The organism is uncultured Chitinophaga sp. (genome assembly GCF_937898475.1).
GTDB lineage: Bacteria > Bacteroidota > Bacteroidia > Chitinophagales > Chitinophagaceae > Chitinophaga.
In genome coordinates, this window is sequence record NZ_CALEJS010000035.1 from 26,963 (window position 1) to 41,863 (window position 14,901).

The 14,901-nt window shown below is 51.0% G+C and carries 10 protein-coding genes; 7 read left to right on the top strand and 3 right to left on the bottom strand.

All coding sequences use genetic code 11. From position 1 onward, the window contains the following. Nucleotides 1-50: 50 nt before the first annotated feature. From Q0577_RS21350 to Q0577_RS21370, 5 genes are all read left to right on the top strand, one after another. Nucleotides 51-1,373 (top strand): sugar porter family MFS transporter, encoded by a 1,323-nt coding sequence (locus tag Q0577_RS21350; protein WP_298739981.1) that lies wholly within the window; start codon nt 51-53, stop codon nt 1,371-1,373. Nucleotides 1,374-1,450: 77 nt separating this feature from the next. Continuing rightward, nucleotides 1,451-2,347, top strand: coding sequence for a carbohydrate kinase (locus Q0577_RS21355; protein WP_298739983.1), 897 nt, complete (start codon nt 1,451-1,453; stop codon nt 2,345-2,347). Between the two features lie 13 nt (nt 2,348-2,360). After that, nucleotides 2,361-5,438, top strand: a complete 3,078-nt coding sequence (locus Q0577_RS21360) for a TonB-dependent receptor (protein ID WP_298739985.1) — start codon at nt 2,361-2,363, stop codon at nt 5,436-5,438. A gap of 19 nt (nt 5,439-5,457) precedes the next feature. Beyond that, on the top strand, nt 5,458-7,179 hold the full coding sequence (locus Q0577_RS21365) for a RagB/SusD family nutrient uptake outer membrane protein (RefSeq protein ID WP_298739987.1): 1,722 nt from the start codon (nt 5,458-5,460) through the stop codon (nt 7,177-7,179). Nucleotides 7,180-7,215: 36 nt separating this feature from the next. Continuing rightward, nucleotides 7,216-8,901, top strand: coding sequence for a glycoside hydrolase family 32 protein (locus tag Q0577_RS21370; RefSeq protein ID WP_298739989.1), 1,686 nt, complete (start codon nt 7,216-7,218; stop codon nt 8,899-8,901). Nucleotides 8,902-9,142: 241 nt separating this feature from the next. On the opposite strand, the gene Q0577_RS21375 is transcribed toward Q0577_RS21370, so the two are convergent. Together Q0577_RS21375 and Q0577_RS21380 are read right to left on the bottom strand one after the other, a co-directional pair. Beyond that, entirely contained in the window at nt 9,143-11,737 is a 2,595-nt protein-coding gene (locus Q0577_RS21375) for a BamA/TamA family outer membrane protein (RefSeq protein WP_298739990.1), read from the bottom strand. 39 nt (nt 11,738-11,776) lie between these two features. Further along, a complete protein-coding gene (locus tag Q0577_RS21380) occupies nt 11,777-12,169 on the bottom strand; it encodes a VOC family protein (protein WP_298739991.1) in 393 nt (130 codons plus the stop codon). A 255-nt stretch (nt 12,170-12,424) separates the two neighbouring features. On the opposite strand from Q0577_RS21380, the gene Q0577_RS21385 reads away from it, so the two are divergent. Together Q0577_RS21385 and Q0577_RS21390 are read left to right on the top strand one after the other, a co-directional pair. Then, nucleotides 12,425-12,904, top strand: coding sequence for a DUF2975 domain-containing protein (locus Q0577_RS21385; RefSeq protein WP_298739993.1), 480 nt, complete (start codon nt 12,425-12,427; stop codon nt 12,902-12,904). A gap of 3 nt (nt 12,905-12,907) precedes the next feature. After that, entirely contained in the window at nt 12,908-13,144 is a 237-nt protein-coding gene (locus tag Q0577_RS21390; RefSeq protein WP_298739995.1) for a helix-turn-helix transcriptional regulator, read from the top strand. Nucleotides 13,145-13,196: 52 nt separating this feature from the next. On the opposite strand, the gene Q0577_RS21395 is transcribed toward Q0577_RS21390, so the two are convergent. Then, a complete protein-coding gene (locus Q0577_RS21395) occupies nt 13,197-14,816 on the bottom strand; it encodes a glycoside hydrolase family 71/99-like protein (RefSeq protein ID WP_298739997.1) in 1,620 nt (539 codons plus the stop codon). Between the last annotated feature and the right edge of the window lie 85 nt (nt 14,817-14,901).

Sequence of the window (14,901 nt, forward strand, 5' to 3'; positions counted from 1 at the left end):
AGCGCATTTGGATACCATTACAATAGTTTGGCGATAAATCCATTCACGTTATGATGAAAAAAGTCTTCTTCTGGAGCATAGTGGTAGCGCTAGGCGGTTTTCTTTTCGGCTTTGATACAGCAGTTATTTCCGGGGCAGAACAATCTATCCAGCAGTACTGGCAGCTGGATCCTTTTCAGCATGGCCTCACGGTATCTATTGCCCTGGTAGGCACCATCCTGGGATCCCTGCTGGGCAGTATTCCTTCTGAAAGGCTGGGCAGGAAAAAGACTTTAACGGGGATAGCGGCCCTTTACCTGCTGGCCTCCCTGGGTACTGCGCTGGCTACCAGCTGGTGGGTATTCCTGCTGTTCCGTTTTATGGGAGGCATTGGCGTAGGCGCCTCCTCGGTAACCGCACCTATCTATATCTCGGAGATATCGCCCGCCCGTTCAAGGGGTAAGCTGGTGGCTTTGTTCCAGTTCAACATTGTGCTGGGTATCCTCGTTTCCTATCTGTCCAATTACCTCATCGGGCAGGACGGCGAGAACGCCTGGCGCTGGATGCTGGGTGTGCAGGTAGTGCCCTCTGCCCTTTTCCTGGTGCTGCTAAGCTTAGTGCCGGAGAGCCCGCGCTGGCTGATCGTAAAGAAAGGCAATATCACGGCGGCTGCTGCCACCATGCAGATCATCAACCCGGATGATTACGAAGCGGAAATAGCCGCTATCCGGAACGATCTGCACAGCAACCGGCACACCGCCGGTGAATCGCTCTTTTCGCGCAAGCACCGTTTCCCGGTATTCCTGGCCGTGACCTTTGCCGTGTTCAACCAGGTGTCCGGCATCAACGCCATTATTTATTATGCGCCCCGCATATTTGAGATGACGGGACTGGGTAAGCAATCCTCCCTGCTGTCGAGTGTGGGCATCGGCTTTGTGAACTTCGTGTTCACCCTGGTGGCCATCAATTTCATTGACCGCATCGGGCGCAGAACACTGATGCTGATAGGGTCACTGGGACTGATCACTACACTGGGACTGGTATCCCGTGCTTTTTACACCAATGACCTGGGGGGTATAGCCGTTACCGTTTCCCTCCTGGTATACATTGCCTTCTTTGCCTTTTCACAGGGCGCCGTGATCTGGGTATTTATTTCAGAGATCTTCCCCAACCAGGTAAGGGCCCAGGGGCAGACGCTGGGCAGCCTCACCCACTGGGTAATGGCCGCCGTGGTGGCCTTCTCCTTCCCGATAGTGGCAGAACACCTGGGCGGGGGCCACACCTTCCTGTTCTTCTGTATCATGATGGTGCTGCAGCTGCTGTTTGTATGGAAAGTGATGCCGGAAACGAAAGGCAAATCGCTGGAACAACTGGCACTGAAAGTTGAACGCTGAAGGCTACACGCCTAACGCTGAACACCTAACGCTTTTGCCAATGCCAAAAGCCAACCGCTAACTGCTAAAAGCTTCATATGAACCATCCATCGATACAATCACACCTTGCCGTATGTTACGGAGAGCTGTTGTGGGACCTGCTGCCTTCCGGCCCCCAGCCCGGCGGGGCGCCCATGAATGTGGCATACCACCTGCATAAGCTGGGCTGCCATCCGGCCATGATCACCCGCATAGGCATTGATGAACGGGGGCGCAAACTGCTGGATATCCTGGAGGGGAAAGGCGTTTGCACCAACTACATACAGCTGGACTATGACCTGCCCACCGGCATTGTACATGCGCAGCAGGATGCGCGGGGCGACATGCAGTATGATATTGTTTCGCCTGCAGCCTGGGATCATATTGTGCATGATGCCACTGCTGCCGCGGTGGTGGAAGCCAGTCCTTACTTTATATGCGGCAGCCTGGCCGCCCGCAACCACACCTCCCGCAATACGCTGTTTGCACTGCTGGAAGCGGCCAACACCCGTGTGCTGGACATCAACCTGCGGGCGCCGCATTACAGCCGCTCACTGATAGAAGACCTGCTGGGAAAGGCCCACATCCTTAAAATGAATGCAGATGAACTGGAGCTGGTCACCGGCTGGTTTGCCCGCTACCAACGCATGGAAGACCGTATACAGCTGGTGCAGGACCGCTTCCACCTATCCACTATTCTTATTACCAGGGGCGCACATGGGGCCATACTGAACATGGAAGGCCAGTTGCACCGGCATCCGGGGTACCAGGTACCTGTGACGGATACAGTGGGCAGCGGCGACGCTTTCCTGGCGGCCACCATCGCCATGCTCATTAAAAAGTCCGATCCCCGTACCATGCTGGATTTTGCCAACAGACTGGCGGCCACCATTACTACGTATAAAGGCGCTTGCCCGGATTATGACATCAACGAAACTGAACATCAACCTTCTTAAAATCCACGTTGCTATGAAAGATTGTCTACTTATGCTGGCCATCCTGTTGATTGGTTTCAGCAGTGTTGCACAACAGAAAAAGGTGACCGGAACGGTCACCGAAAAAAGCACTCAGATCCCTTTACCGGGTGTTACCATACAAGCCGGTAACCAGTCGGCCATTACCGACAGCGCAGGCAGGTTTTCCATTACCGCTGCACCTGGAGAAACGATCTCCTTCTCTTATACAGGCATGAAAAAAGCTACCGCCAGCGTGCCATCCAGCGGCAACATCCAGCTTGAAATGGAAAGAGATGCCAGCAACCTGGAAGCCGTGGTAGTAACCGGCTACCAGACACAGAAAAAGGCAGACCTTACCGGGGCCGTGTCTGTAGTGGATGTAAACGCCATCAAAGACATCCCGCTGGGCAACCCGGTAAAGGCCCTGCAGGGACGTGTACCGGGCGTGTTCATTACCAGTAACGGTGCACCTTCGGGCGAGGCCACAGTACGGGTGCGCGGCATCGGCACCCTGGGTAATAACGATCCCCTGTATGTGATTGACGGTGTGCCCACCAAACGCGGTCTGCAGGAACTGAATCCCGATGATATTGCCACCATACAGGTGCTGAAAGACGCATCTTCTGCCACCATCTACGGATCGCGTGCAGCCAACGGCGTTATCATCGTCACCACCAAAAGAGGACGCAAAGGTTTTACCAGGATAGATGTGGACGCCTCCACCTCCGTACAGTTCTATACCAAAAAGCAAAAAACGCTGGACGCAGATGGCCGCGGCAAAGCCTACTGGCAGGCCGCTGTGAACGACCGTACCAATCCTAATAACAACCAGATCTACCAGTACGACTGGAACGGCGATTTTGATCACCCTGTGCTGAATAGGATCATCTATCCCGGGTTCATAGACGCGGCCAAAACCATGCGGCCCGCCAATACTTACTGGTATGATGAGATAGCGCAAACATCCATCATTCAGCAATACAATATTTCCCTCAGCAGCGGCAGTGAACGGGGTACTACCCTGTTCTCGCTGGGTTACTATGATAACAAAGGCATTGTAAAGGAGTCTAACAACAAGAAACTGACCGCCAGGCTGAATACGGATTATAATTTCCTGAACGGTAAACTGAAGATCGGCGAGAACCTCAACGTATCGTATATACGTAACCGGCTGATACCGATCAGCGATGTGATGTTCACCTCACTGGTGCAACAGCCCGTAGTACCGGTGCATACGGTGGATGGCGGCTGGGGCGGTCCGGCGCCCGGCATGACAGACCGCCACAATCCTGTACGCCTGATCGAGGACAATAAACAAAATACCAGTCATTTCTACCGCGTGTTCGGGAACGTGTATGCAGATGTGTATCCGCTGCCTAACCTGCATTTCCGCACCAGTGTGGGTGTGGATTTCAATGGCAGCTATCAGCGCACCTTACGTAAATCCTATACATCGGGTTTCCTGTCTGATCCTTCCAACCAGACAGCTACCCAGCAGATCTATGACGGCAACTACCTGTGGCAGAACACACTGGACTATAAGCTGGACCTGGGCAAACACCGCTTTGACGCCCTGGTGGGACATGAATACATCAGGTACCTGAACCAGAGCTTCTCTGCATCCCGCCAGGGCTATGCGCTGGAGAACATCGATTATGCCTACCTGGATGCCGGCTCTACCAACAAAGACAATGGCGGCAGCGGCACCGGTTATGCACTGCTTTCCTACTTCGGAAAAGTGAACTACGTATATGATAACCGTTACCTGGCTTCTGTTACCTTACGCCGCGATGGCTCTTCCCGATTCGGTAAAGAGAACCGTTATGGTATGTTCCCCGCCTTTTCCCTGGGATGGCGCGTAAGCGAGGAAGCATTCATGAAACGGCAGCAGCTGATCTCTGATCTGAAATTCAGGTTTGGATGGGGTAAATCAGGCAACCAGGAAATTGCCAACAACGCTACCTATGCCCTGTATGCCGCCATTTATGGCGTGGATCCTACCTGGACGTTTGACAATGGCAGCGCTTATGATATAGACGGCAACGGAACCGGACAGCTCCCATCGGGTTTTACCCGTATACAGCAGGGCAACGACTCACTGAAATGGGAAGGCACAAAAGAAATCAATATGGGGGTGGACTTCGGTCTGTTCAACAATAAGCTCTCCGGCTCTGTAGATTACTTTATCAAAAAGACGTCTGATATCCTGATCAGTCCAGGTTACCTGGCCGTACAGGGTGAAGGCGGCAACTACTGGTTCAACGGCGCATCCATGCAGAACAAAGGCATTGAGGTGATCCTCACCTACACCGGCAATGTAACCCGTGAACTGGGCTTTACCCTAACCGGTAATTTCTCTTCCTATCGCAACGAGGTAACCAGTTTACCCACCCAGGTGCTTACCTCCTACCCCGGTAATGGTACCGATAAAACCATATTGGGACGGTCCATCAATTCCGTATTCGGATATGTGGCCGATGGTCTTTTCACCTCACAGCAGGAGCTGGATGAATCACCGGCGCAGGTAGGTAAAGGACTGGGGAGGATCAGGTACCGCGATCTGAATAACGATAAGGTGATCGATGACAAGGATCGCGACTTTATTGCCGATGGTAATCCTGATTTCCTGTACGGGATGAACGTAGAGCTGAACTATAAGAACTTTGACCTCAGCTTCTTCTTCCAGGGTGTACAGGGTATCGATGTGAATAATACATTCAAGACCTTTACTGATTTCTCTTCCCTCTGGGTAGGCAGCAACTGGGGAGAAAGAACACTGAGCGCCTGGACGCCGGAAAATTCCAGCTCCACTATCCCTGCGCTCACACTGGTGAACAGGAACAACGAGGGCCGAACATCCACCTACTTCTACGAGAACGGTTCTTATCTCAAGCTGCGTAACATACAGCTGGGGTATCGTTTCAAACATCTCTTCGGCAACGGCAAAGTGCAGAACGCGCGGGTATATATCCAGGGCAGCAACCTGCTCACCTTCAAGAGCAAGGGCTTTACTGCCGCAGATCCGGAAACACCGGACAATGCTTTCCCTATTCCGGCTATTGTTACCGCAGGGCTTAATGTATCATTCTAATCATGCAAACACGTCTGTTATGAAAAACGTCATATTATTAGCGATTTCTTTTTTACTCTTATTATCCTGTAAAAAAGCATTGGATGAAACGCCGCAGGGCGTGGTATCTGACGATGATCTCAACACGCCAGAGAACGTGGAGAAAATGGTGATTGCCGCATACTCCTCTCTTGGCAATGATCACTACACCTCTCCGTACACCAGTATGTGGCCCTATGGCAGCGTGCGCGGCGGGGACGCCTATAAAGGCGGCGATGGTCCCGGCGATATCAGCGAGTTTCACCTGTTTGAAACTTTCTCGCTGAACAGGTCTGACAACGGGCTGGCCGATGAGCTGTGGTTTCGCCTGTATGTTGGCATAGGCAGGGCCAATGACGCCCTGCGCAGGATAGAAATAATGGATGAAGGCGCCTATCCCGATAAATCTAAAAGACAGGGTGAAATGCGTTTCCTGCGGGGCCATTTTTATTTCCTGGCCAAGATCCTTTTCAAGTATGTGCCCTATATAGATGAGACCATCCCCCAAACAGCCTATGAAACGATCTCCAACAGGGCGCTGTCTAATGACTCACTCTGGGGCAGGATCGCAGATGATTTCCGTGCTGCAGCGGCACAGCTGCCCGGGCCCGCGGAACAACCGCAGGCAGGCAGGGCCAATAAGCTCTCTGCCAAAGCTTACCTGGCTAAAGTATTGCTGTACCAGGCCTATGAGCAGGATGAGAACAACAGTGTAACCCGCATCAATACCGGCAAGCTGGCCGAAGTGAACAGCCTGTGCGATGAAATTATCCAATCCGGTTATTACATACTGAATACCGATTACGGCTATAATTTTCTTACCTCGCATGAGAACAGTAAAGAATCCGTGTTTGCCATTCAATATTCCCGGGATGACGGAACGCCCAAAGGACGGCTGGACTACGGCCATGCACTGAACTACCCGATGAACCAGGAGTATGGCTGCTGTGGTTTTCATGTACCCAGCCACGACCTGATCAATGCCTTTAAAACCGGGGCTGACGGACTGCCCATGTTCAATACCTATAATGATAACGATGTAGCTGCAGCTGGCGATTACCAGACCAATACATTTGACCCGCGTTTAAATCATACGGTTGCAATACCCGGCAAGCCCTATAAATATGCGCAGGGCTTTGTATTCCAGCGCTCATGGGCACGCGCACCCGAAGTATACGATGCATTTGCCAGCTTGAAGGAAGTGGTTACACCGGATGATCCCTCTTTTCAGAAAGTGCCGCCTTTCATGTCCAGCTCCAAGAACTGGGACATTATCCGCTATGATGATGTGCTGCTGTTCAAGGCAGAAGCCCTGATAGAACTTGGCCGCCAGGATGAAGCACTGCCGCTGATCAACCAGCTGCGCAGCCGCGCGGCAGCCAGTACGGCCATGCTGAAACTGTTCAACGGCACGCCCAGCGCCAATTACGGCATGACCACCTATCAGCCGGGAGTGAACTGTACCTGGACACAGGATTTTGCCCGGCAGGCATTACGCTGGGAACGCCGCCTGGAATTTGCCACCGAAGGCTATCATTTCTTTGACCTGGTACGCTGGGGTATTGCGGCAACGTATATTAATGAATATTTTACAGTAGAGAAAAAACGGGCCGCCCATCTGAATGATGCCGCTTTCAGAAAGGGAAGGGATGAGTACCTGCCCATTCCGCTGAACCAGATCAATTACAGCAGGGGATTGTATGAGCAGAATGCGGGATGGTAGAAAAAGTAAACATGCAAAAAGTAAAAAGAAAAAAATATGAAGATTGTATTGACAGGGTTGTTATTGTGTTTGCTTTCGCTGGCAACAGTTAAGGGGCAAAACAACAATAATGAACCCAGCTTCAGCCAGGTGTTCAAAGCCACTGATAAATGGCTGGTATTACCGGTAAAGAACGGCGCCCCCAAAAAGAATGTTGAACTATGGATAGATGGCGTGGAAGAACGCTGGTTTGATATCGAACTGGCAGACGGCACACCGGACTGGCTGGCTTATATTGACATCAGCGCCTGGAAGGACAAGGAGATCGAATTACGGGTGGACAAACTGAGCGCATCATCCACCGCCTTTCATCCCATCAGGCAAAGTAATGAGGATACCAATGCAGGGCCGCTGTACGGGGAAAAGCTGCGTGGACAGTTCCATTTCTCACCCAAACGGGGATGGACCAACGATCCGAACGGACTGGTATATTACAATGGCGAGTATCACCTGTTCTTCCAGCATAACCCCTATGGAGTGAACTGGGGTAACATGACCTGGGGGCATGCCGTGAGCAAAGACCTGGTACACTGGCAGGAAATGGGCGATGTGCTGCACCCCGACCACTCCGGACCAATGTTCAGCGGGGGCGCTGTGGTAGACAGCAATAACACCAGCGGACTGGGAGCGCCGGGCAAACCGGCTATGGTATTGTTCTATACCGCCGCCCGCGCCTGGGGACAGTTCCTTGCCTGGAGCACAGATGGCCGCCATTTTAAAAAGCTGGGGCATGCCGTGGTACCAAGGATCAACAAAGATAACCGCGACCCCAAAGTGATATGGCATGCGCCTACCCAAAAATGGGTGATGGTATTGTGGGTAGAGCGGGATAAGGGACAACATACCATACAGTTCCTCACCTCTCCCGACCTGCTGCACTGGACGCCCACAAGCATCGTAAAAGGCGGCATTGGCGATGACCGTTACCTGTTTGAATGTCCTGAATTCTTTGAGCTGCCGGTGGAAGGCAGTAGTGAAAAGAAATGGGTGCTGACCGCGGCCAACAGCCAGTATGCAGTAGGTACCTTTGACGGTACTACTTTTACACCGGAAGCAGAAAGATTGCAGGGACAACACGGCAGGGATTATTATGCCGCGCAAACCATCAGCGATGAACCCAAAGGCCGGCGTATTGAAATAGGCTGGTGGAGAACGCATACCAATAAAGCAGATAATAGCTTTAACCAGTCGCAAAGCATTCCCATGGAACTGAAGCTGGTACGTACGCCCAGGGGTATCCGCCTGAGCCGTACACCAGTGAAGGAACTGGAAACTTTACGGGCAGCCAGCTATCCTGTCGGCGCCCGCCGCCTGAAGGAAGGAGATGCCAATCCCTTAGCCGGCATCCAGGCAGGGTTGGTAGAAATAAGGGCTTCCATCGAACCTGGAAAAGCAAAAGAAGTGGTACTGGATATACATGGTTTGCCGATTACCTATGATGTAAGTAAACAGGAGCTGGTAATAGACGGCGTACGTGCTCCCGCGCCACTGACAAAGGGGACGCTGGATCTGATTATTTATGCAGACCGTATAGGCGTGGAGGTATTTACAGCTGATGGGTTGTTATTTATGCCGGTGAATGTAAATATTGATAGTGAGAACAAGGCATTGGGGCTGTCTGTAAAAGGCGGTACGGCGGCGTTGAAGCAGATGACGGTGTATGAGTTGAAGGGTATTTGGTAAGCCAAAGAAGGGTCTTCAGCATACGTCATTGCGAGGAGCTGCACGGAGCTTTGCGCGGAGCGCGACGAAGCAATCCTTTAAATGATAAACGTGTCTGAAGACCCGTCTGCTATTTAAAAAAGCTGAATTTAAAAGATTGCTTCGGTCCAGGCTTCCCACAGAGCTCGGCTGAGCCTCGCAATGACATTGGATGAAGACCCTTGTATCTGCACCATGAATTGCCATAACGTAAAAAAATTACTCAAAACCTATACCCCAGCGTAAGATAATTTATAGACCCCTCCACTGAATACCCTTTTGAGAACTGCAGTAATACCAGCTCATTCGGGATGAAGTAAATACCCGCGCCATAACCATCATGCCAGGTAGCAGAAGATTCTCCCGGCATCCATACCCGGCCGATATCATTAAACCCGATCACACCGATGGAACCGGGAAAGAGGTAAGAATTAAAGTCCAATACTTTCAGGCGCAGCTCAAAATTATCATACACCATCGTCTTACCGGAGAAACGCCAGGTATGGTAACCACGCAATGTTTGCGGACCGCCTACCTTTAAAAGCTGGAAATAGGCAGGATCACCAAAGGTGGTACCTGCGCCCGTACGGTTGGCGATCACTACAATATTTCGTTGGTCAGGATTGAGGTAGAAGCTGAACTCCGACAGCAACTCCCCATAACGTTTACTGCCGTGCGACACCTGCTGCATGGCAGTCAGGGTGGTGCGCCAGCGTACGCCTTTCGTGGGGGACGACCTGTCATTGCGGGTATCGAAAACAGCAGCGCCTACCAGGCCTGCATACCATTTATCGCTGAATACGTCTTCACCGGGCGCCAGCAGGTTAAAGTCTTTGAGGAACTTGTCGTCGTTGCCGGACTGTTTACTGTTATAGAACTGGACACCCGGACCGGCGCTGAGGGTCAGGTTTTTCAACGTTCGGCTGATCCTGACATCTCCCTGCACATAGTCGTAACGGTTACGGTAATAGGAGATCCTTCCATCGCGTTCCCTGAAGTAAGTATCATTGCCTATACCGAAGAAATTGCTCATGTTATTGGGTCCGCGGGAAAAGACATTAATATTCAGGTCATTCTTGCCGAACACCTTTTTATAATCCGCGGTATAGTTGATCAGGAATGACTTGCGTACAAATGAATATTCGATCATCAACTGGTGGCGGAAGGCATAGGGTTCTTTTCTGAAGCCATGTTTGGTCAGCGCAAAACCGGTAACCAGGCTGATGCCGTAGTCATTGTTGTAGTGCGCCAGGATCAGCGGTTCAAAGCGGTCGTATTGAAAACTTTGGGGGTTAAAGTCGTTCACGGCAGTATCCCGTGAGGTCCTGATCTTAGCCAGGGAGCGGGACGGCAGCTGGTTCTTCTTATCTGAGCGGTCGTAAATGTACAGGTGTTTTTTATCGTGCGTGGCGCTGTCTATAGAGAAGCTGTCTTTACCGCTGCCGCCTATCATCCGGATCTTAACGGGCGACGTCAGGGGGCCGTTCACATTGAATTCATCTTCTCCGCCAAAGCCGTAGAGCCTTATTTCTTTGGTAACGGCGGGATCAAAAATGCGGTGGTAGATGGTATCCTCGTGGCGGGAAGCATCTTTCTTCAGCTTCAGGATACTGAGCTCAAGCTGCCCGTTATTTTCCTGTATGTTGAAACGCTCGCGTTTGTCAGACATCGGCACGTCTACATAAATTGCAATAAAGCGGTAGTATTCCAGGGCCTGGTGCATGAGATTATCCCGGCGAGCCATGAGAATGCGGCCCGTTTCCACACCGGCTGCCTGGTAGATCTTATCGGGCATGCGTTTCAGCGCGGCGGTAACCATTGCATCTGTAAGATGCGTTTGAACATAGGTGATCTCTTCGCGCCAGTCTGCTTCACTGAGCTGGTTCAGGAAATAGCGGTCAAAATAGCGGGCGTTGAAGTTCCAGCCTTTAATGTCGCGGATCTCTTCCTTATAGGGCTGGAACTTTGCTTTCAGCCATTGGTGCGCAACAATCCAGGGAAATACGCCTGAGGTATTGTAATATACCTGGTCTCTGTCGCGGGGCACGGGCGTGTACCTGGTTTCCTTGTTGTCTTTCACTTTATCCCAGCGCCATTGATCCTCATGACGATCCCAGTCGCCCAGCACCATATCGAGCAGCCTTGCCCGTAAAACGATCTTCTGATCTACAGACACATCGTTATCGTCTTTCAGCTTCTCCTGCACTTTCCCGGTGTTGTCCGTATCCTGCGATTCCAATGGCTCACGTTCTTCCAGCAGGAAAGGCTTGTTGCCAAATTCTTCGCGGTACTGGCCCAGTTCAGGATCTGCGGCTACGTATACTATTTCCGGGTTGGAATGGGGAATATCCAGCGCTGCCGCCAGGGGTGGAACGGTAACGGCGGCAAAGGGATTGGCCGTGGTCACCTGGTCCTGCAGGATGTCGCGGGCCACTGTCTTCCGCAGCTTAGGCGGCAGCTGGCGTTCGGGATATTTCTGTACGCTTCTCAATACCCATTCCCGGCCCCCGGCATCACGCAGCCTGAGCGACCTGGTTTGCTGTCCGCCGCCTTCCTGGAGGATGCTGAGCCCTCCTTTTTCAGTGGCAAGATGAATAACGCGGAGCTTCACCGGGATAGCCCAGAGCTTCCTGTAGTTGGCGCCAAAAAAGAAACGATGTAAACTGCCTGCCTCATTATACCAGGGGGCAATGGCCACTTCAACACTGTCATTTGCAATGTGTTCCTGCGCGCGGGAGGAGAATGATGTCAATAATATAGCCAGTAATATCAGCCGATATAACCTGCAGGTGTTGCACTGCCCGTAAAAAATGATCATTTATGGAATTTAGAATCTTAAAAGTCTACCCGCTCCCAACTATTTTTTGATGTCTTCCCAAAGGCCCAACAGGTTTCCTTCACTGTCGGCCACGTAGGCATAGTACCCGGCGCCTTCTATCTCCTGCTTTGCTTTAATGATGCTGCCGCCGGCTGCTGTGATCTTTTCCGCATATTCATCAATGGAGGGCACGTTCACTGTTACCTGGGGTGTTTTAACGAAGGCATCCCTCTGTACGATGCCGCCGTTAATAGCGCCCGGTTCCTTAGGTATAAAGGTGGTTTCATCCACTTCCACTGTCCTGGCGCCTGTATAGATGGAACCATCCTGCAGGGGCCAATCCTGTAATTGCCAGCCAAAAATGTCACTGTAGAATTTCTTTGCCCGCTCGAGGTTATCTGCGGGTATTTCAAAATGAACTACTTTTTGCATGACAGTATAATTTAGGCTAAAGGTAAAGAATAGACGTCAAAACCTTCAGTACAGCCGCTCATATTACCAGCTAACTGTTAAGTGCACCATACTGATACTAAATTAGCACATAAGTTCTTTTTCTAATAAAACACCAGGAAATGCCTACTGTAACTAATGAACTACTCCCATATATTTCTATATTACACTAAATATTTATTGTTTATCAATAATTTTTTATTATTTTTGGAGTACCGGCTTAATCATAACATCATTATGAAAAGAATTTCAATCATATTCCTCCAGGCAGTGGTGGTGCTCATTGGCATAGTGGCCCTTGCCCTTTTAATACGCCTTCCCTTAATGGAAGGCAGAGCCGCCAACCTGGACCTGTTCAGCATTTATGCTGACCCCTTCATCCTGTATGGATACGCCACGTCCATTGCTTTCTTTGTTGCGCTGTACAAGGCGTTCAGATTACTGGGCTATATCGGGCATCATCAGGTATTTTCGCCGAACGCGGTCAAGACCCTGAAGAGCATAAAGTATTGCGCGATCGTATTCAGCGCTTTAATTGTGTTGGCAGGGCTGTACGTCAGGATCTGGCATAACAAGGAAGATGACCCTGCAGGTTTTATTGCCGTCTGTATCGTGACCACTTTTGTTGCTATTGTAATTGCCACCGCTGCTGCAATATTTGAAAGACTATTGCAGAATGCCATAGATATGAAATCTGAAAATGACTTAACAATTTAAGAGATGCCGATTATAGTCAACTTAGATGTGATGATGGCCAGGCGGAAAATTTCTCTGAATGAACTTTCTGAAAGAATTGACCTGACATTATCCAATCTTTCCATCCTGAAGACCGGCAAGGCAAAGGCAGTCCGTTTCAGTACATTAGCCGCCATTTGCAAAGCCCTGGACTGCCAGCCGGGAGACATCCTGGAATATGTACATAACGAAATAAGCGCCGGCAAAGATTCCAATGCATAAGCACAATTGCGCATACGCCCGGTAGCGTATGCGCAATTGAAAGAGAAGGCCGTTAAGGCTGCAACACCCACTGTCCGCTCTCAAAGTAATCCGGTACTGCCGTACATTGCGCAAAGCCGCTCTGGTTCTCCAGGTTCAGGTAAGTACCCTGCCATTCGTTTTTCACACGTACGTAACCGTTATAGCTCTCCAACACCCAGTAACTGCTCCAGAAGGTGTTGGGCACATCCGTGCTTTCAGCGTAAGGGTAGCGATGCTCTATGTTCAGGTAATGACCGGTGGCCAGGTTCTTAAAGCGGGTGTGACCGTTCACCTGTTCCTGTACCCATTTGTATTGGTTACCCGTGTTACCGGTACTGTATTTCACCTGGCCATTGTCTTCATACAGGTAAGTATTCAGCCACCTGTTCTTAATGTATACACCGTTACCTGCGGGCGGAGGATTATTCCCGCCGCCACCAATGCTGTTCAGCAGGCTCTCCGCATTGCTTACCTGCAGGCTGGCCAGGTAACTGAACACCTGGTTAAGCTGCTGCTGTACGCCGCTGTTGCCACTGTATTGTTTACGGAACTGGTAAAGGCGGAAGATCAGCTCCAGCTCATTTTGCCCGTAGGGAACACCTAACTTTTGCTGCATGGTGGTAAGGAAAGAATAGCCAAATTCTTCAGTAGGCTCTATCATGGTACCTTCGCCATAATCGTTCCAGGTTGCGAACTGGATGATGCCCACGCCCGAGTTCAGGGCTTTATCCAGCATGGCAGCAAAAGTAGCGGTACCATTGTGCGCGATCTGCCAGGTGGGGCCGTCTGCCCCGCCGGCGGCATAGAAAGATTTGAAGCCGGGATACACCACGCCGATGGGTAAGGCAAAGCTGCTGAGCTGCCGGTAATAGTTATCCACTACCGTGGGATGATCCTGGTAGATCCAGGGAAACTCGCCACCTGCATTGTGCGCGCCTACCTGGTTGGTAAAACCGTACAGCGGTATCACTGCAGGACGAGGATAGAGGCCGTTCAGGATCTGGTCCCATTCGGACGACTGGTGAAAGGTAATAGGCCCGAAATTGAGCACCACCGGCACATTATTCGTTCTCAGGTAATTGGGCTGGGCAAAATAGTTGTTTTGCATGTACACAAAATCGCCATGGGCGCCGGAGGTCTGACCGGGATCCCAGTTCCTGTCTTCATGTACGATAGAGAATTGTAAGCCCACCGCATTCAGCTTACTGATCAGGGCGTTGGAATTAGCCAGGTTGTCGGGGTAATCATACCGCTGGCGGGTACCCGGCCAGTCGATAAATACCCCATCTGCCCCTGCATATTTCATGAGCAGCAGCTGGTACTCTATGATATCGGGATCGCCGGAAGCGTAGGGGCCCGTTTTAGGATAGAAGTAAGCGGCGATCTGGCGTTTGCCGTTCACGATAATGTCCGGGTTCTGGGTGTTCATCTTCCAGTGATATCCCCAGGCGCCCCTGGAGGCCGGCGTTTCAAACCAGGGCATCCAGTGGATGAAGATCTTCTTGCCGGTTGTTTTATTCACTGCAAGCGCATTGGCCGATACTTTTTGCAGGGCGGAGGCATCGGGCAATGAGGGATCTTCCTTTAGTAAGGATTTAGTGCATGCCGATAAAAACAGGATACAGCAACAGATCCAGGAGATGGTTTTCATTAAGAGGGATTTAAGTGATGAATAGGTTTTTCAGCGTGAAAAATAGGGAGACGCTGCAAGGCAGCATAATAATATCCGGAAAATA